General features: G+C 67.4%; 20 protein-coding genes. 13 read left to right on the forward strand and 7 right to left on the reverse strand.

Translation table 11 applies throughout. From position 1 onward, the window contains the following. The first annotated feature begins 5 nt into the window (after positions 1-5). Entirely contained in the window at positions 6-632 is a 627-nt protein-coding gene (locus tag AT699_RS08150; protein ID WP_024068192.1) for an NAD(P)H-hydrate epimerase, read from the forward strand. A 35-nt stretch (positions 633-667) separates the two neighbouring features. On the opposite strand, the gene paaX is transcribed toward AT699_RS08150, so the two are convergent. Continuing rightward, on the reverse strand, positions 668-1,597 hold the full coding sequence (paaX, locus tag AT699_RS08155; RefSeq protein ID WP_024068193.1) for a phenylacetic acid degradation operon negative regulatory protein PaaX: 930 nt from the start codon (positions 1,595-1,597) through the stop codon (positions 668-670). A gap of 172 nt (positions 1,598-1,769) precedes the next feature. On the opposite strand from paaX, the gene paaA reads away from it, so the two are divergent. The 9 genes from paaA to paaK all read left to right on the forward strand — a co-directional run bounded on the left by paaA (position 1,770) and on the right by paaK (position 9,919). Next, positions 1,770-2,759: a 1,2-phenylacetyl-CoA epoxidase subunit PaaA gene (gene paaA / locus AT699_RS08160; RefSeq protein ID WP_024068194.1), complete on the forward strand. Its 990-nt coding sequence runs from the start codon at positions 1,770-1,772 to the stop codon at positions 2,757-2,759. A gap of 89 nt (positions 2,760-2,848) precedes the next feature. Beyond that, positions 2,849-3,133: a 1,2-phenylacetyl-CoA epoxidase subunit PaaB gene (gene paaB / locus AT699_RS08165; RefSeq protein ID WP_006388300.1), complete on the forward strand. Its 285-nt coding sequence runs from the start codon at positions 2,849-2,851 to the stop codon at positions 3,131-3,133. Positions 3,134-3,148: 15 nt separating this feature from the next. Next, complete coding sequence (paaC, locus tag AT699_RS08170; protein ID WP_024068195.1) at positions 3,149-3,913, forward strand: 1,2-phenylacetyl-CoA epoxidase subunit PaaC; 765 nt, start codon at positions 3,149-3,151, stop codon at positions 3,911-3,913. After that, positions 3,907-4,416 carry a 1,2-phenylacetyl-CoA epoxidase subunit PaaD gene (paaD, locus tag AT699_RS08175; protein WP_370445613.1) on the forward strand — a complete coding sequence of 170 codons (510 nt, stop codon included), beginning with the start codon at positions 3,907-3,909 and terminating at the stop codon, positions 4,414-4,416. Before paaC ends, paaD begins: the two co-directional genes overlap by 7 nt. A gap of 14 nt (positions 4,417-4,430) precedes the next feature. Next, a complete protein-coding gene (gene paaE / locus AT699_RS08180; protein WP_024068196.1) occupies positions 4,431-5,519 on the forward strand; it encodes a 1,2-phenylacetyl-CoA epoxidase subunit PaaE in 1,089 nt (362 codons plus the stop codon). Between the two features lie 45 nt (positions 5,520-5,564). Next, positions 5,565-7,229, forward strand: coding sequence for a phenylacetic acid degradation protein PaaN (paaN, locus tag AT699_RS08185; protein WP_024068197.1), 1,665 nt, complete (start codon positions 5,565-5,567; stop codon positions 7,227-7,229). A 15-nt stretch (positions 7,230-7,244) separates the two neighbouring features. Next, positions 7,245-8,033 carry a 2-(1,2-epoxy-1,2-dihydrophenyl)acetyl-CoA isomerase PaaG gene (gene paaG / locus AT699_RS08190; RefSeq protein WP_006388305.1) on the forward strand — a complete coding sequence of 263 codons (789 nt, stop codon included), beginning with the start codon at positions 7,245-7,247 and terminating at the stop codon, positions 8,031-8,033. Continuing rightward, complete coding sequence (paaI, locus tag AT699_RS08195) at positions 8,033-8,506, forward strand: hydroxyphenylacetyl-CoA thioesterase PaaI (protein WP_026382792.1); 474 nt, start codon at positions 8,033-8,035, stop codon at positions 8,504-8,506. The genes paaG and paaI overlap by 1 nt, the downstream gene beginning before the upstream one ends. A 96-nt stretch (positions 8,507-8,602) precedes the next feature. After that, complete coding sequence (gene paaK, locus AT699_RS08200; protein ID WP_006388307.1) at positions 8,603-9,919, forward strand: phenylacetate--CoA ligase PaaK; 1,317 nt, start codon at positions 8,603-8,605, stop codon at positions 9,917-9,919. Between the two features lie 113 nt (positions 9,920-10,032). Here paaK and AT699_RS08205 read toward each other — a convergent pair whose 3' ends face one another. From AT699_RS08205 to radC, 6 genes are all read right to left on the reverse strand, one after another. Beyond that, positions 10,033-11,439, reverse strand: coding sequence for an MATE family efflux transporter (locus tag AT699_RS08205; protein ID WP_024068198.1), 1,407 nt, complete (start codon positions 11,437-11,439; stop codon positions 10,033-10,035). Next, positions 11,436-13,166 carry an ArnT family glycosyltransferase gene (locus AT699_RS08210; RefSeq protein WP_006388309.1) on the reverse strand — a complete coding sequence of 577 codons (1,731 nt, stop codon included), beginning with the start codon at positions 13,164-13,166 and terminating at the stop codon, positions 11,436-11,438. The genes AT699_RS08205 and AT699_RS08210 overlap by 4 nt, the downstream gene beginning before the upstream one ends. A 124-nt stretch (positions 13,167-13,290) precedes the next feature. After that, positions 13,291-13,557, reverse strand: coding sequence for a type B 50S ribosomal protein L31 (locus AT699_RS08215; protein WP_006388310.1), 267 nt, complete (start codon positions 13,555-13,557; stop codon positions 13,291-13,293). A 185-nt stretch (positions 13,558-13,742) separates the two neighbouring features. Continuing rightward, positions 13,743-14,591, reverse strand: a complete 849-nt coding sequence (kynA, locus tag AT699_RS08220; protein WP_006388311.1) for a tryptophan 2,3-dioxygenase — start codon at positions 14,589-14,591, stop codon at positions 13,743-13,745. A gap of 207 nt (positions 14,592-14,798) precedes the next feature. Continuing rightward, positions 14,799-15,428, reverse strand: coding sequence for an arylformamidase (kynB, locus tag AT699_RS08225; protein WP_006388312.1), 630 nt, complete (start codon positions 15,426-15,428; stop codon positions 14,799-14,801). A gap of 105 nt (positions 15,429-15,533) precedes the next feature. Further along, a complete protein-coding gene (gene radC, locus AT699_RS08230) occupies positions 15,534-16,211 on the reverse strand; it encodes a RadC family protein (RefSeq protein ID WP_006388313.1) in 678 nt (225 codons plus the stop codon). A 52-nt stretch (positions 16,212-16,263) separates the two neighbouring features. On the opposite strand from radC, the gene AT699_RS08235 reads away from it, so the two are divergent. From AT699_RS08235 to maiA, 3 genes are read left to right on the forward strand one after another with little or no spacing between them, the layout of a single operon-like run. Beyond that, on the forward strand, positions 16,264-16,740 hold the full coding sequence (locus AT699_RS08235) for an FKBP-type peptidyl-prolyl cis-trans isomerase (RefSeq protein WP_006388314.1): 477 nt from the start codon (positions 16,264-16,266) through the stop codon (positions 16,738-16,740). Continuing rightward, positions 16,740-17,723, forward strand: a complete 984-nt coding sequence (ispH, locus tag AT699_RS08240) for a 4-hydroxy-3-methylbut-2-enyl diphosphate reductase (protein WP_006388315.1) — start codon at positions 16,740-16,742, stop codon at positions 17,721-17,723. The genes AT699_RS08235 and ispH overlap by 1 nt, the downstream gene beginning before the upstream one ends. A 50-nt stretch (positions 17,724-17,773) precedes the next feature. Beyond that, positions 17,774-18,418 carry a maleylacetoacetate isomerase gene (maiA, locus tag AT699_RS08245; protein ID WP_006388316.1) on the forward strand — a complete coding sequence of 215 codons (645 nt, stop codon included), beginning with the start codon at positions 17,774-17,776 and terminating at the stop codon, positions 18,416-18,418. Positions 18,419-18,422: the final 4 nt, after the last annotated feature.

An 18,422-nucleotide genomic window follows, 5' to 3' on the forward strand; every position in this document is an offset into this window, starting at 1 on the left:
CCGCCATGTCGTCTTCCCATTCCGTCGCCAGGATCCGCGCCGCCGAACGCCAGGCCCTGGCCGAAGGCCGGCGCCTGATGCCGCTGGCGGGCGCGGCGGCGGCCCGTTTCGTGGCGCAGCGGATCGAGCCCTGCTCGGTGGTGCTGGCGCTGGCCGGACCCGGCAACAATGGCGGCGATGCCCTGGAGGCGGCGACCCGGCTGCGGGAACTGGGCCATGATGTGCGGGTCCTGCTGCCGGCGGGCGCTCAATGCCTGCCGCCCGACGCCGCACGCGCGTATGCGGGTTGGGTCGCGGCCGGCGGCATCGCCTTGTCCATCCTGACTCCCGACCTGTTGCCGGATCTGGTCATCGATGGCCTGTTCGGCATCGGCCTGAATCGTCCGTTGGGGCCTGATTGGCAGGCGCTGGTGGATGCGGTCAATGGCTGGAACGCGCCCGTGCTGGCGCTGGACGTACCCAGTGGCATCGACGCCGATACCGGTGTGGCACTGGGCCGGCCGATCCGGGCGCGCTGGACGCTGTCCTTCATCGGCCGGGCCCGGGGGCTGGCGCTGGCCGCGCAGGCGGCCGGCGAATTGCACCTCGACACGCTGGGGGTGGTAATGCCGGGGGAGGACGACGACGCCTGAGAAGGGGCTGTTCCGCGGCCCCTCGGCCCAGGGCGCTATGTCGGCCGGCCGCCGAAGCGCGCCGCGATGTCGGCGGCCAGCGGCGTGTAGCGTTCGTTGTCGCGCCCGGCCAGGGTGTTCAGGTGCGCTTCCGAGGCGTCGAATACTTGCCAGTAGATGCGCCCGCATAGATCGCGGGCCGCGTGGCCGGGCCAGTTGTCCGGCAGCATGGGGCCGGGCAGGTGGGGATCGTGCAGCACGATCCGGCGCCAATTGTGCAGCAGCATGACGCGCGCGATGAAGGCGTCCGAAGGCGAGGGCGGGGCTTCCAGCAGTTTTTCCAGCGGGCCGAAATTGCGGCTGAACTGTCGATATTGCTCGGCCACGTCGTCCAGGTTCCAGCACTGCGAGGCCAGGCTGGCTATCGGCAGGCCGCCGGCGCCGGCCAGGTCGCGCGCCGACAGCACCAGCGCCTTGTCCGGAATGCCCAGCTTTTCCAGGATGCCATGGGCCGCGCGGGCCTCGGTGTGCGGATGGGCGAACAGCCCCGGCGCGATCATCCCGAACCCTTCCCAGACCAGCTCGCGGCGCAGCTCCGCGCGCTCGGCCAGCCCGTTGCCGGTGCGAGGCAGCGCCACCAGCGTCCATTCCCCGTTCCATTCCCGCGGCGCGCCGACGTAGATGCGCTGCGAGGCGTGCGCCGTGTGGCGCAGGCCCTGCTCGGAAATCAGGTAGAGGCTGCGCCGGCCGTGGCGTTCGGACTGCAGCCAGTTCTGCGCCACCAGCCGGAACACGCTGGTGCGCAGCAGCCGTTCGTTGATGCCCAGCGGGGCCAGCAACTCGATCAGGTCGCCGAGCCAGATGGCGCCGCCGTGCGGCGCAAGGGCGTCGCCCAGCAGGCTGACGCAGAGCGATTTGGCGCGCGGCGGATCGCTCTTGATGAGGCGTGACAGGTAACGGTCCAGGGGCGACTGAGGGTTTGCCATAAGGGGGGCCGCAAGGGGCCGATATCGGGATCCTGGATATGATACATAAATCCAATGTGATACAGATTTGAGTTTGACAATGGTTTTTTTGTATTAAATAATCCGCCTATGACATGACGGCACTGCGCGGCGTTCGCTTTGCGCTATCGCAAACCGTCTCAAGGAGACAACCATGTACGCTCAACTCGTCGAAACCGGCGTCAAGCAGGTCAAGACCGCGGACCAGCTCGAAGGCCGCGAACAGACGTTCCAGCGCCGCATCGACGAAGGCGTGCGGATCGAGGCCAAGGACTGGATGCCCGAGGCCTACCGCAAGACCCTGGTGCGCCAGATCTCGCAGCACGCGCACTCCGAAATCGTCGGCATGCTGCCGGAAGGCAACTGGATCACCCGCGCTCCGTCGCTCAAGCGCAAGGCCATCCTGCTGGCCAAGGTGCAGGACGAAGCCGGCCACGGCCTCTACCTGTACAGCGCCGCCGAAACCCTGGGCGTATCGCGCGACGACCTGATCGACGACCTGCACGCCGGCCGCGCCAAGTACTCCAGCATCTTCAATTACCCCACGCTCAGCTGGGCCGACATCGGCATGATCGGCTGGCTGGTCGACGGCTCGGCCATCATCAACCAGATCCCGCTGTGCCGTTGCTCCTACGGCCCCTACGCCCGCGCCATGGTGCGCGTCTGTAAGGAGGAGTCCTTCCACCAGCGCCAGGGCTACGACCTGCTGATGCAGATGTGCCTGCACGGCACGCCCGAACAGAAGGCGATGGTGCAGGACTCGCTGAACCGCTGGTGGTGGCCGGCCCTCATGATGTTCGGCCCGTCGGATGCCGACTCTCCCAACAGCGCCCAGTCGATGGCCTGGAAGATCAAGCTCTTCTCCAACGACGAGCTGCGCCAGAAGATGGTCGACCAGACCGTGCCGCAGGCCGAATACCTGGGCCTGACCATTCCCGATCCCGAACTGAAGTGGAACGCCGAGCGCGGCCACTATGACTTCGGCGAGATCGACTGGAGCGAGTTCTACGCCGTGCTCAAGGGCAATGGCCCATGCAACCGCGAACGCCTGGCGGCGCGCGTCAAGGCGCACGAAGACGGCGCCTGGGTGCGCGAGGCGCTGGTCGCCTACGCCGACAAGCAGGCCGAGCGCAAGGCGGCCTGAGCCTTGGCCGGGCGGCGCCCGGCCTTCCAACTCCTTACCCATCCAATACCCGGGGCGCCACGCGCGCCCGGCATCCGAGGATATCCATCATGAGCAAAGACTGGCCTCTGTGGGAAGTGTTCATCCGCAGCCAGCACGGCCTGGCGCACAAGCACGTCGGCAGCCTGCACGCGCCCGACGCCGAAATGGCGATCAACCACGCCCGCGACGTCTACACCCGCCGCAACGAAGGCCTGAGCATCTGGGTGGTGCGGGCTTCCGACATTTCCGCCAGCAGCCCGGGCGACAAGGATCCCTTGTTCGAGCCGGCCAACAGCAAGGTCTACCGGCATCCCACGTTCTTTCCGATGCCTGAAGAAATCAAGCACATGTAAAGCGGCGGGGGAGACATGGACAAGACTTTCTTCGAATACCTGCTGCGCCTGGGCGATACCACGCTGATCCTGTCACAGCGGCTGGGCGCCTGGACCGGGCACGGCCCGATCCTGGAAGAGGACCTGGCGCTGACCAACACCGCGCTCGACCTGCTGGGCCAGGCCCGCATGTGGCTGACGCTGGCCGGCGAGGTCGAAGGCGCCGGCCGCGACGAGGACGCGCTGGCCTATCTGCGCGATGCCCATCAGTTCCACAATGCGCTGCTGGTCGAACGGCCCAACGGCAACTATGCCGACACCATGGCGCGCCAGTTCCTGTTCGACGTCTGGCACTACTTCCTCTTGCAGCGCCTGGCGCAATCGTCGGACGAGCGCGTGGCCGGCATCGCCGCCAAGTCGCTCAAGGAAGTGACCTACCACGTGCGCCGTTCGTCGGACATGGTGGTGCGGCTGGGCGATGGCACCGAGACCAGCCACGCCAGGATGCAGGCGGCGATCGACGACGCCTGGCGCTTCACCGGCGAACTGTTCACCGACGACGCGATCGACCAGGACATGGCGGCGCGCGGCATCGGCTGTGAGCTGGCCGCGCTGCGCGCGCCCTGGGAACAGCATGTGCGCGAAGTGCTGGAGGAAGCCACGCTGACCGTGCCGGACTCCGCGGCTTCAAACCATCCGGCCCACCGTGGCGGCCGCCAGGGCCGTCACACCGAGGAACTGGGCTACGTGCTGGCGGAAATGCAGTATCTGCCGCGCGCCTATCCGGGGGCCAAGTGGTGAACGCCGTCGCGCCCGTGTCCATCGAGCAGGTCTACGCCTGGCTGCAGGAGGTCCCCGATCCGGAGATCCCCGTGCTGTCGGTGGTGGACCTGGGCGTGGTGCGGGACGTGTCCTGGGACGGCGACGCCTGTGTCGTCGTCATCACGCCGACCTACTCCGGCTGCCCCGCGATGCGGGAGATCACCGAAGACATCCGCCAGGTGCTGGCGCGCCACGGCATCGGCGAGGTGCGCGTCGAGACGCGCCTGTCGCCCGCCTGGACCACCGACTGGATGAGCGAAAAAGGCCGCGCCGCGCTCAAGGACTACGGCATCGCCGCGCCCGCGCAGCAGGCCATCGACATCTCGGGCATCAGCCGGCGCAGTGCCGGGCCCGCCATCGAGTGCCCGCGCTGCGGCTCGCGCGACACGCGCCTGGTCAGCAACTTCGGATCGACCTCGTGCAAGGCGCTGTACCGCTGCGTCAGCTGCCGCGAGCCGTTCGATTACTTCAAGACTCACTGAGAGTGGTTTCGAGAATGAGCCTGAACCAATTCCACCCCCTGAAAGTGGCCTCGGTGGCGCGCAACACGCGCGACGCGGTGGTCGTGACGTTCGACCTGCCCGATACGCTGGTCGACGAGTTCGCTTTCCAGCCCGGCCAATACCTGACGCTGCGCACGCAGCTCAACGGCGAGGAACTGCGCCGCTCCTATTCGATCTGTTCGGCGCCGCGCGACAAGCTGCTGCGCGTGGCGATCAAGAAGGTCGACGAGGGCGTATTCTCCAGCTGGGCCAACCACGAGCTGCAGCCGGGCCAGACGCTGGAAGTGATGGCGCCGGCCGGCAACTTCACCGTCGACTTCTCACCTGAAAACCAGCGCCACTACGTGGCATTCGCGGTGGGCAGCGGCATCACGCCGGTGTTCTCGCTGGTCAAGACCGCGCTGTCGACCGAGCCGAACAGCAAGTTCACGCTGTTCTTCGGCAACCGCGCCTCGTCGGCCGTGCTGTTCCGCGAAGAGATCGAGGACCTGAAGAACCTGTACATGGACCGCTTCTCGCTGGTCTACGTCATGAGCCGGGAAACCCAGGACATCGAGCTGTTCAACGGCCGCCTGGACGGCGACAAGGTCGACCAGCTGATGTCGGCCTGGATGAGTCCCGAGGATATCGACTACGCTTTTGTCTGCGGTCCGCAGACCATGACCGAGAGCGTGGTCGAGCGGCTGCAGGCCCGCGGCATCCCGAAGGCGAACATCAAGTTCGAACTGTTCGGCGCCCCGAAGGGGCCGCGCGCGTTGCGCACGGGGCAGGACGCCCGCCAGGCTCCCGGCAAGGGTCAGTGCGAGGTGACCGTGGTGCAGGACGGCCACAGCCGCAAGTTCGTGATCGACAAGAACAAAGACAGCGTGCTGGATTCGGCGCTGGCGCAGGGCATCGAGCTGCCGTATTCGTGCAAGGGCGGAGTGTGTTCCACCTGCCGCTGCAAGGTGGTCGAGGGCGAAGTGGACATGGACGCCAATTTCGCCCTGGAAGACTACGAAGTGGCCCGAGGCTTTATCCTGAGCTGCCAGAGCTTTCCGGTCAGCGACCGCCTGGTGATCGACTTCGACCAGGAAACCTGACCCGGCGCGCGCCAGTCACACCCCTATTCCATTTGGAGAGACGCAGTGTCCCAGAAATTCTTCGAACGCCACCAGCCCCAGCTGGAACAAGCCCTGGCCGCCGCCGCATTGCGCGGCTACTGGAGCCCGTTTGCCGAGTCGCCCAGCCCCCGCAACTATGGCGAGACCGCCAATGACGACGGCCGCGCCGCCTTCGAGGCGCTGCGCGGCAAGCCGTTCCCGCTGAACCTGCACGACGCCGACGGCACCGTCGGCGGCGAAAAGTCGCCCTACGGCTTCGACCTGGGCATCACCTATCCGCACGTGCCCGCCGCCAAGCTGGTGGCCGCCTCCAAGCGCGCGCTGCAGGACTGGCGCCGCGCCGGCCCGCAGGCCTGGGTGGGCGTGTCGCTGGAAATCCTGGCGCGCCTGAACAAGCTCAGCTTCGAAATGGCCTACGCCGTGCAGCACACCACCGGCCAGGGCTTCATGATGGCCTTCCAGGCCGGCGGCCCGCATGCGCAGGATCGCGGCTTCGAGGCCGTGGCCTACGCCTGGCAGGAAATGTCGCGCATCCCCGGCGTCGCCATCTGGGAAAAGCCGCAGGGCAAGAACGACCCCATCCGCATGGAAAAGCACTTCACCGTGGTGCCGCGCGGCGTGGCGCTGGTGATCGGCTGCTCGACCTTCCCGACCTGGAACGGCTACCCCGGCCTGTTCGCCAGCCTGGCCACCGGCAACACCGTCATCGTCAAGCCGCACCCGGGCGCGATCCTGCCGCTGGCCCTGACCGTCAAGGTGGCGCGCGAAGTGTTGCAGGAAGCCGGCTTCGATCCGGACGTGGTGCTGCTGGCCGCGCACACCGCCGAGGAAGACACCGCGCGCCAGCTGGCGCTGGACCCCGCCGTCAAGATCATCGACTTCACCGGCAGCACCGCCAACGGCGACTGGCTGGAGGACAACGCCCGCCAGGCGCTGGTCTACACCGAGAAGGCCGGCGTCAACCAGGTCATCATCGATTCGGCCGCCGACCTGAAGGGCGTGGCGCGCAACCTGGCGTTCTCGCTGGCGTTGTATTCGGGCCAGATGTGCACGGCGCCGCAGAACATCTACGTGCCGCGCGACGGCATCCAGACGCCGGAAGGCCGCGTCAGCTTCGATGAGGTCGCCGCCGCCCTGGGCGCCGCGGTCGACAAGCTCGGCGCCGACGCCGCCAAGGCCGTCGAGCTGACCGGCGCGATCCAGAACGAAGGCATCGTCGAACGCATCGAGAAGGCCCGCGCGCTGGGCCTGCCGGTGGTGGCCGACAGCAAGACGCTGACGCACCCGCAGTTCGAGAACGCCCGCGTGCGCACGCCGCTGCTGCTGCGCGCCGAGGCCGGCAACCCCGCCATCAGCCAGGAATGGTTCGGTCCGATCGCCTTCGTGGTCGCCACCGATTCCACCGCCCACAGCATCCAGATCGCGCGTGACAGCGTGATCGAGCACGGCGCGCTGTCGCTGTCGGCCTACACCACCAGCAACGAGGTGGCCGAGCAGGTGCAGGACGCGGCGGAAGAGTCCGGCGTGTCGTTGTCGCTGAACCTGACCGGCGCGGTGTTCGTCAACCAGACCGCCGCCTTCAGCGATTTCCACGGCACCGGCGCCAACCCGGCGGCCAACGCGGCGCTGTCCGACTCGGCCTACGTGTCCAACCGCTTCCGCGTGGTGCAGACCCGCCGCCACATCTGAACGGTGGATCCGGACATGACCTATCAAGACATCCAATTCGAACTGGCCGACGGCATCGCTCGCCTGACGCTGAACCGCCCGGACAAGCTCAACAGCTTCACCGCCAACATGCATGGCGAAGTGGCGGATGCGCTGACCCGCGTCGAAACCGAAGGCGCGCGCGTGCTGGTGCTGACCGGCGCCGGCCGCGGCTTCTGCGCCGGGCAGGACCTGAGCGAGCGCAAGCCCGCGCCCGACGGCACGCCGCCCGACCTGGGCGAGACCGTCGACAAGTTCTACGCGCCGCTGGTGCGGCGCCTGAACGCCTTGCCGATGCCGGTGGTGGTGGGCGTCAATGGCGTGGCGGCCGGCGCCGGCGCCAACCTGGCCTTCGCCGGCGACATCGTCATCGCCAAGGAATCGGCCAACTTCATCCAGTCGTTCTGCAAGCTGGGCCTGATCCCCGACACGGGCGGCACCTTCGTGCTGCCGCGCCTGGTGGGCCGCGCCCGCGCCATGGGGCTGGCCATGCTGGGCGACAAGCTCAGCGCGCGCCAGGCCGAGGCCTGGGGCCTGATCTGGCAATGCGTGGCCGACGACGCGTTCGACACGACCCTGGAAAACCTGGCGCAGCATTTCTCGCGCGCGCCGACCAAGGGCCTGGCCTTCACCAAGCGCGCCTTGCAGGCCAGCCTGGGCAATGACCTGGCGACCCAGCTGGATCTGGAGCGCGACATGATGCGCGAACTGGGCCGCAGCGCCGACTACGCCGAAGGCGTGGCGGCCTTCCTGGGCAAACGCGAACCGCAGTTCAAGGGGCAATGATGAGCAGCACGCACGTTCCGCCCGTCGAGGCGCCGACGGATCCGCAGGAACTGGCGCAGGCCGTGGGCACGGTGATGTACGCCGGCGACGCGGCCTCGCAGGGCCTGGACATGAAGGTCGAGGAAATGGCGCCGGGCTATGCGCGCCTGAGCATGCGGGTGCGCCCCGACATGCTCAACGGCCACAAGACCTGTCATGGCGGTTTCATCTTCGCGTTGGCCGACAGCGCCTTTGCCTTTTCCTGCAATTCCCGCAACGTCAGCACCGTGGCGTCGGGCTGCACCATCGATTACCTGGCCCCCGGCTTCGAGGGCGACCTGCTGACCGCGGTGGCGCAGGAGCGCTCGCTGGCCGGGCGCACCGGGGTGTACGACGTGACCGTCACCAACCAGGACGGCCGCAACGTCGCCCTGTTCCGGGGCCGATCCTATCGCATCAAGGGGCAGATCGTCGGCACGCCGGCCGAGGCTTGAACGCGTCAACCAATCAGAGACAAGGCCACCGGCCGAGGCGGGCGCGCGGCGCGTCCCCCGGCACGGAGGGTAGAGCATTCCAGGAGAGAGATAACCATGCCCAACACCATGAGCAAGCCGGGGCTGGACCCCATCGAGCATGCCAGCCAGGATGAGCTGCGCGCGTTGCAGCTCGAGCGCCTGAAGTGGTCGCTCAAGCACGCCTACGAGAACGTGCCGCACTACAAGAAGGCGTTCGACGAGATCGGCGTGCATCCGGACGACCTGAAACAGCTGTCCGACATTTCGAAGTTCCCCTTCACCACCAAGAAGGAACTGCGCGAGAACTATCCGTTCGGCATGTTCGCGGTGCCGCGCGAGCGCATTTCGCGCATCCACGCGTCCAGCGGCACGACCGGCAAGCCGACCGTGGTGGGCTACACCCAGCGCGACCTGGACAACTGGGCCAACCTGGTGGCGCGCTCGATCCGCGCGGCCGGCGGCAAGCCCGGCGACACGGTGCACGTGGCCTACGGCTACGGCCTGTTCACGGGCGGCCTGGGCGCGCATTACGGCGCCGAACGCCTGGGTTGCACCGTCATCCCGATGTCGGGCGGGCAGACCGAAAAGCAGGTGCAGCTGATCAACGATTTCCGTCCGGACATCATCATGGTCACGCCCTCCTATTTCTGCAATATTCTGGAGGAGCAGCGCCGCCAGGGGATTGATCCGCGTCAAAGTTCGCTGCGCATCGGCATCTTCGGCGCCGAGCCCTGGACCGGGCAGATGCGCGCCGACATCGAGGCTGAGGCGGGCATCGACGCGGTCGACATCTACGGCCTGTCCGAAGTGATGGGCCCGGGCGTGGCCAGCGAGTGCGTCGAGACCAAGGACGGTCCTGTGGTGTGGGAAGACCACTTCTACGCCGAGATCATCAATCCGGACACGGGCGAGCCCGTGGCGGACGGCGAGCCGGGCGAACTGGTGTTCACCTCGCTGACCAAGGAAGCGATGCCCATCATCCGCTACCGCACCCGCGACCTGACCCGCCTGTTGCCGCCCACCGCGCGCAGCATGCGCCGCATCGGCAAGATCACGGGCCGCAGCGACGACATGCTGATCGTGCGCGGCGTGAACATGTTCCCGACCCAGGTCGAGGAACTGGTGCTCAAGATCGCGCAACTGGCCCCGCATTACCAGCTGGTGCTGTCGCGCACGGGCAATATGGATGAGCTCGAGATCCTGACGGAAGTCCGCGCCGAGTTCGCGACCCTGTCGGACGCCGAGCGCGCGGCGCTGGGCAAGCAACTGCAGCATGCGGTCAAGACGCACATCGGCGTCAGCGCCCGCATCCAGGTGTCGGACGCCGGCCACGTCGAGCGCACGCTGACCGGCAAGGCCCGCCGTGTGATCGACAAGCGCCCCAAGGGCTGAGCGCGCTGCGCGTTCCCGCCGCCGGCAACGGCGCGGGGCGGCCACACCGCCATGAAAAAAGCAGCCCTCGGGCTGCTTTTTTTTTGCGCCGTCGCTGTCCGCCGGGCGCGCCGTCAGGCCTGGCGCGCCACGGTCCGCACGATATGCCGATACCAGAAGTGCAGCAGGGTGGCTGACAGCGCCAGGCCCACCATTGCCATCAACCACATGCTGCCCGCGCCTTGCGGCGAGCCCGGCACCAGGATCTCGCGCAGCCCGTCCAGGCCGCCGCGGCCCGGGCCGAAACCGAACCACCAGCCGCCGACCAGGCCGACGCCAGCCAGCGCCACCGTCTGCAGCAACAGCGGCACCACCGCGACTTTATAGGCCCGCAGCAGGTACGAGTTGATGCACTGCATGGAGTCGAACAGGTGGAACAGCGGCAGCACCGCCAGCAGCGTGGTCGCCACCGCGGCTACCTGGGGATTGTCGGTGTAGGCCGCCAGGATCAGCGGACGGCCGGCCAGCAGCACTACCGCGGTGAGCAGGGCGCCCATCAGTCCCAGCGCCAGGCCGGCCATGCCGGTGCGGTGGGCATGCGCCAGGTTGCCGGCGCCGATCGCCTGCGCCGTCAGCGCGGCGGTGGCCACGCCCAGCGCCATCGGCATCATGTAGCACAATGCCGCCAGGTTCGACATGATCTGGTGGCCGCCGGTCACGAAGGTGCCTTCGCGCGCGACCAGCAAGGCCATGAAGGTGAAGGCCGAGACCTCCACCAGATACGAACCGCCCATGGGGATGCCCAGTCGCAGCAGTTCTTTCAGCGTCTTCCAGTCGGGCCGGCCGACGTGCAGGTGGAACCGACGGTAATAGCGGTCGTGGGTGATGACCCACAGGCCCAGCCCCAGGCTCATCCACGACACCACGGCGGTCGCCAGGCCGGCGCCGGTGGCGCCCATGGCCGGCAGGCCGAGGGAGCCGTAGATGAACAGCCAGTTGAAGAAGGCCTTGAAGCCGATGGCGGTGAGGTTGATCGCCATCACCAGCTTGGGCCGCGACACGGAGGTGCCGAGCGCGTAGATGGTGCGGAACACCAGCGCGGCCGGCAGCGCCAGGATCAGCGCCCGCAGGTACGAAGCGATGCGGTCGCGCACGCCGGGATCGACGTTGCCCGACATCGACAGCCAGAAATCCGGGAACAGCATCAGGATGCCGCCCACCGCCGACAGGCCCAGCGCCAGCCACACGCCCTGGCCCCAACTGCGGCCCACTTCGCGGTTGTTGCCGGCGCCGAAATGCTGCGCCAGGATCGGGATGAGGGCGTGCACCACCCCCATCAGACCCACGAAAACGGTGATGTAGATCGAGGCCGACAGCGCCATCGCCGCCAGGTCGTTGGCGCTGGCGTGGCCGGTCATGGCGGTGTCCAGCACGCCGAACGAGATGCCGGCCCATTGGCTGACCAGGACCGGCCAGGCCTGTTTGGCGATGTTGCGCAGGGTGGCGCCGAAACCGGGCACCGCCGGTTGGGCGGGCGTCATCGGGTGGGGCCGACTCGCAGCAGGCGGAACACTTCTTGGCGGTCGGCGCGGCGGCCGCCCTGCCACAGCACGTCGGCGCTGTCGCTGTAGGCGGCGGTGTTGTCGCGCAGGCTCTGGTTGGTGGTCTGCTGCAGCACCAGCGTGCACTTCGAATCGAACGTGAACGTCAGGTTGTTGAAGATCAGGAACGAGGCGCGCTGGCCGCTGCCCAGGCTCAGTCCGCGCACGCATTCGCCCGGACGGAGGTTCTGCGCCAGGGCCTGCGCCAGCTCGCCCGACACGGTGCGGTAGCTGCGGGCGTAGTCGACCGCGGGCTGCCACAGCAGCACCAGCAGGATCCAGGTGACCGTCAGGCCGCCGGCCGACAGCACGGTGCCGCGCCACAGCGCTTGCGGCTTGACGCGCAGGCGCCAGACCACCAGCGCGATCCAGCCGAGCGTGAAGACCACCGCCAGGGCGAAGGCCACCCAGGAGATGACGGGCTCATACCCGGTGGTCTGGCGGCCGATGTTGCGCGCGATCTGCGCCGGCCAGTGGAAATGCAACGCGATCCAGCCGAGCCACGCGGTGGCGGCGGTCAGCGAAAAGCACATCACTGCGAACCAGTCCAGCGTGTTGACCACACCGCGACGCAAGGTCGGCAGCGAAAACGCGCCCAGCACCGCGCAAGGCACGGCCAGCAGTACGTATTCCGAATCGCTGGCCTCGTCCAACCCGAACAGCACGAGGGCAGAACAGATCAGCAGCATCAGCGGCAACCAGATATGCGGCGCATAGATCCAGGCGCGCCAGCGCCAGATGGCCAGCAGCGCCAGCGGCCAGGTGGGCCACAAATACCAGGGCAGGTCGCGCAGCGTGCGGCCGAGGTCGTGCCAGGCGGGCACGGCGAAGGACGCCAGGTTCCAGGTCTTCCAGTTGCGGATCCAGTATTCGCTGGCCTGGGTGGCCGGAATCCACCAGGCCAGGATCAGCGCGGCGGCCAACGCGGCCGCCCAGGGCAGCCAGCGCTTGCATTTCCAGAGCGGGCCGCGCGGATAGAAGGCCAGCAGGGCGCCGACCATGATCGGCAGCGCGCCGATCCAGCCGCGCGTGAGAAAGCTGGCGGCCAGCGCAATGCCCAGGGTGGTCGAGCCGGTGACCGGACGATCGACGGTACGCGCCAGCGAATAGAAGGCCAGCGCCTGGCACGCCATGATGGCGGGCACGACCGTGGTTTCATGGGTGCGCTGCAGGATGCCGACCGTGGCCAGCAGCAGCAGCAGCGCGGCGTCGGCCAGCATGCGGCCGTAGTCGCGCGGTTCCGGCTCGCCGCCGAAGGGCAGGGCCAGTGGTTGCGCTTCGGCGCGGCGGCCCAGCAGATAGGTGCCGTACCAGACGCTGGTGGCGGTGATGCCGAACCAGAGCAGATTGGGCAGGCGGCCGGCGGTGATGTCGCCGATGAAAGGGCCGAACAGCCAGATGCAGATGGCGCCGACCCAGGTGATCAGCGGGCCTTCCTCGGCATGCGCCAGGTGCCCCACCTGCGGCAGCAGCCAGGTGATGCCACCCTCGCGGATGGCGGTGATCATGGTCGCCAGGCCGACCGCGTCGTCGGTTTTCCACGGGTCGCGCATGAACAGGCCGGCGACGATGTACGCCAGCGCCAGCCCAAGCAGGATCAGCCTGGGCAGTTTCGCGGTGGCCACGGACGTCAGCCGGGCCGGAGTGGAAATGGAAAGTGGGGACACGGGCGTTAATGTAACCGAGAGATCGGGAAGCGCCAGCCCCTGGTTGATCGACAAGCAGGGCCAGGGGAAAAAAAAGCAGCCCGGAGGCTGCCTTTTTGCTGTGACTCCCGTGGGAGCAACAGGATCAGGAAGCGGACTTGACCGTGCCAGCGGTGCGGGCGAAACGGGCGCGGAATTTTTCCACGCGGCCGGTTTCGACGATACGCGTCTGGGCGCCCGTGTAGAACGGGTGCGATTCGGAGGTCACGTCGCACTTGAAGAGCGGGTACGTCTTGCCATCGAGTTCGATAGTTTCGCGCGTCTGGACGGTCGAGCGGGTGATGAACTTGCTGCCCGTTTGCAGGTCGGCGAAGACGACTTCGCGGTATTCGGGGTGAATGCCTTCTTTCATGGTGCTTTCCTAGGACTCCCCCAGGGAGTCATGTCAAAAGTTAGGGTCGCCAGCACGAACCACTTTCAGGTTCCTGCCACGTATCCGAAAAGTAACTGTGCATTCTAGCATGGGAATCACGGGGCGGGCCAGGCAATCCGGGCGGACCTGCCCGGATGCCCATTCAGGGACGGATAGGCGCCGGATCAGAGGTTCGTGCGCAGTTTCCAGATCTCGGGGAACAGCACCACTTCCAGCATGCGCCGCAGGTAGTCCACGCCCGAGGTGCCGCCGGTGCCGCGCTTGAAGCCGATGACGCGCTCGACCGTGGTGACGTGGCGGAAACGCCACAAGCGGAAGGCATCCTCCAGGTCGGTCAGCTTTTCGCCCAGTTGGTACAGATCCCAGTAGCGGTCGGTGTCGCGGTAGACGGTCAGCCAGGCCTGTTCGACGCCATCGGAGGCCAGGTAAGGCTGGGTCCAATCGCGTTCCAGGCGGTCGGCGGGGACCGTCACGCCATGCCGCGCCAGCAGGCGCAGGGATTCGTCATACAGCGAGGGCGCCTCGTAGGCCTGTTGCACCTGCGCCAGCAGGTCGGCGCGATGCGCGTGCGGCTTGAGCATGGCGGCGTTCTTGTTGCCCAGCAGGAACTCGATCTGGCGGTACTGGTAGCTCTGGAAGCCGCTGGAACGGGCCAGATAGGGCCGCAGGGCGGAGTACTCGGGCGGCGTCATGGTCGCGAGCACGTCCCAGGCATGGACGAGCTGTTCCATGATTTTGCTGACCCGGGCCAGCATCTTGAAGGCGGGCTGCGGGCGGTCGGCCGCCAGGTTGGCGATGGCGCCGCGCAGCTCGTGCAGCATCAGCTTCATCCAGAGTTCGCTGGTCTGGTGCTGCACGATGAACAGCATCTCATTGTGCTCGGGCGACAGCGGGTGCTGCGCGCCCAGCAGCTCGTCCAGGTGCAGGTAGTCGCCGTAGGTCATGTCGCGCGCGAAATCCAGCTGCGCTTTTTCCTCGTGGACGATGTCTTCGGGGCGTTGGTTCTGGCTCATGCCTGGCCTCCCTGGCAGGGTGGGGCCGCGCGGCGGGCGGAGGCGGGCAGGCTGCGCCAGCCGGAAAATGGCAGGCAGGCGCAGGCGAGCGCCATGCGCGGGTCGTACGGAATGGTCATGGTCGTGCTTCTTTCGAATGGGGCGGTCGGCACAGCGGCGGCGCCATCATTGCGCCGCGGCCCGCACGGCCCGCCCGTGGCCGGTGTTTCAGCCCAATTCGCGCAAGACGGCGCGCACCGGGCTGGCGTCAGCCTGGATCAAAGCCAGCGGCAGTGCGATCAGTTCGTAATCGCCCTCCGGCACGTCGTCGAGCACCAGGTTCTCCAGTACTCGAATGTCGTGCCGCAGGATGGTGTGATGGCTGTCCAGGGTCTTGCTGGACGCGGGGTCGATGCTGGGGGTGTCCAGCCCGATCAGCATGACGCCGCGTTCGGCCAGCCATTCGATGGTTTGCGGCGCGTAGGCCGAAAAGTCGTCGGTCCACCATTCCTGCGCGGCATGCTTGGCGGTACGCACCAGGATGCGCGGCGGCAGGTTGTTGGCGGCGTGGAGCAGGTGCTCCGGGGTGATCAGCGGGCCGCAGTCGATCGCGTGGATGACGCGACAGGGGCCCAGGAACGGTTCGAGCGAGACCGCGCCGATGGCGGCGGCGCCGTTCTGGTAGTGCAGCGGCGCGTCGGCGTGCGCGCCCACGTGCGGCGACAGGGTGATTTCGCTGACGTTGACGGGGCAGCCGGGCGCGAGCGACCACTTCCATTCCTGGCGATACGGGGTATCGCCGGGGAACACGGGCGAAGCCGTGGAGACGGGAGGGGAGATATCCCACAGGCGTTTCATGGAGGGCGCGGGTCGCGAAAAACGGAATCGGGAAAGCGGAATTAGGTTAAGCCTAAAGCAATTTCGGGCCGTAGTCTAACGAATTCCCGCGGCGCGCGCAGCCCCTCAGATGCGGCCCAGTTCCGCCATCGAGGTGACCGTGTCGCCGGCGATGATGAGGTGGTCGATCAGGGCGACGTCCACCAGGGCCAGCGCCTGTTTCAGGTGGCGGGTGAAGGCCTGGTCGGCGGCGCTTGGCTCGGCCAGGCCGGAGGGGTGATTGTGGGCTACGATCAGCGCGGCGGCATGGTGCCTCAGGGCCTCGCGCACGACTTCGCGCGGATACACCGAGGCCTGCGACAGCGTGCCGCGCGCCAGTTCGCCGCTGGCGATCAGGCGCAGCCGGCTGTCCAGGTAGAGGGCGATGCAATGTTCGACCCGGCGGTGGGCCAGCGTGACCCGGCAGTATTGCTTTACCCGGGACGGGTGGTCGAGCGTGCTGTCGCGCGCCAGTTCCTCTTCGACCGCGCGTTTGGCCATTTCCAGTATGGCCGCCAGGGCGCAGGCCTTGGCGGTGCCCAGCCCCGGCAACGCCTGCAGTTCCTCGGGGGTGGCGCCCAGCAGCCCGCGCAGGCCATGGAAGCGGTCCAGCAATTGGCACGACAGGTCCAGCACATTCAGGCCCGGCACCCCCGTGCGCAGGGCGATGGCGAGCAGTTCGGCATTTTGTAACGCCGACGCCCCCAGGCGCAGCAGGCGCTCCCTGGGACGGTCGGCTTTTGGCACCCGCGCAGACAATTTCATAAGAGGCTCTAAAATCAGGGTATTACTTACTGTCTGAATACGGTGGCAGATCTTGAGCATCGCCTCTAACGAAGTGAACGTTTTGGTCCGTCCGGACTCCTACCTGACGCTGCACTACCGCATCACCCTGGCCTCGGGGCCGGGCGAGGGGTCGGTATTCACCGACACCTTCGACGGCCGTCCGGCGACGTTGCAATTGGGTAGCGGCCAGTGGGCCCCCGGCCTGGAAACCGCCTTGCTCGGCAAGGCCGAAGGCGACCGGTTCAGTGTCACGCTGGAGCCGGCCGATGCCTATGGCGAGCGCAATCCCGAGCTGATCCAGCGCGTGACGCGCAAGATGCTGGCCGAACATGCGGGCGCGGACGCCACCTTCGAGCCGGGCGACCTGGTCGAATTCGCCGCGCCCAATGGCGGGCGCTATTCGGGCGTTCTGAAGGAAATCAACGAGGAATCGGCGTTGTTCGATTTCAACCACCCGCTTGCGGGCGTCCGTTTGCGAGTCGACGTGGCGCTGCTGGGAGTTCTCTGATGAGCCAGGTTGTCCCCGTCACCGCGGCCGACGCCGAAGTCGTGCTGGCACAGCCGCGCGGCTTCTGTGCCGGCGTCGACCGTGCCATCGACATCGTCGAGCGCGCGCTCGAGTTGCATGGCGCGCCGATCTACGTGCGCCACGAGATCGTCCACAACCGCTACGTGGTCGAGGACCTGCGCGCCAAGGGCGCCATCTTCATCGACGAACTCGACGACGCGCCCACGGGCGCGATCGTGGTGTTCTCCGCCCACGGCGTGTCCAAGGCGGTGCGGGCCGAGGCCGAGGCTCGCGGGCAGCAGGTGTTCGACGCCACTTGTCCGCTGGTGACCAAGGTGCATATCGAGGTGGCCCGCATGCGCGCGGCCGGGCGCGAGATCATCATGATCGGCCACAAGGGCCATCCCGAGGTCGAAGGCACGCTGGGCCAGGCCCAGGGCGGCATGTACCTGGTCGAGACGGTCGAGGACGTGGCCGGCCTCCAGGTGAACGATCCCGAGAACCTGGCCTACGTCACGCAGACGACCCTTTCCGTGGATGACGCGGCGGCGGTATCCAAGGCGCTCAAGGCGCGTTTCCCGAGCATCGTCGAGCCCAAGAAAAGCGATATCTGCTATGCCACCCAGAACCGCCAGGACGCGGTCAAGGTGCTGGCGCCGGAATGCGACCTGGTGCTGGTGGTGGGCAGCCCCAACAGCTCCAACTCCAACCGCCTGCGCGAAGTGGCGGACCGCAAGGGCGTGGCGTCCTACCTGATCGACGGCGCGCATTCCATCGACCCGGCCTGGCTCGAAGGTCGCAAGCGCATCGGCGTGACCGCCGGCGCCTCGGCGCCCGAGATCCTGGTGCAGCAGGTGATCGCGCGGGTCAAGGAACTGGGCGCGGTGTCGGTGCGCACCATGCCGGGCCTGGAAGAGAACGTGGCGTTCCCGTTGCCCAAGGGGCTGTCGCGCAAGGTGGCGCAGACCGAATCGCTGGAATAGGCGCGGCCCCCGCCGCGGGCGCCGCCAAGAACAAGAATCGAGGAGACTTCATGCAGTTGTACAGCTATTTCCGCAGTTCGGCCGCCTATCGCGTGCGCATCGCCCTGAACCTGAAGGGCCTGCCGTACGAATACCTGGCGGTGCACCTGCTGAAGGATGGCGGCCAGCAATTGTCGGCCGACTACCGCAAGGTCAACCCGACTGCGCTGGTGCCGACGCTGGTCGACGGCGACGCGGTCATCGGTCAATCGCTCGCCATCATCGAGTACCTGGAGGAAACGCATCCGCAGGTGCCGCTGCTGCCGGCCGACGCCATCGGCCGGGCGCGCGTGCGCGACCTCGCGCTGGGCATTGCCTGCGATACGCATCCCTTGAACAACCTGCGGGTGTTGAAGTACCTGAAGCACACGTTGGGCGTGGACGAAGCCGCCAAGACGGCCTGGTATCAGCATTGGGTGCGCCAGGGATTGGAAGCCCTGGAAGCGCAACTGGCCGGGTCGTCCGCCACCGGCAAGTTCTGCCATGGCGACACGCCGACCATCGCCGACCTTTGCCTGGTGCCGCAGGTGGCCAACGCGCGCCGCTTCGAATGCGATCTGGCCGCGATGCCCACGGTCGTGCGGATTGACGCCGCCTGCCGCGAGTTGCCGGCGTTCGACGCCGCCGCGCCGGGCAAGCAGCCCGACGCGGAGTAAGGCT

The organism is Achromobacter xylosoxidans (genome assembly GCF_001457475.1).
GTDB lineage: Bacteria > Pseudomonadota > Gammaproteobacteria > Burkholderiales > Burkholderiaceae_B > Achromobacter > Achromobacter xylosoxidans.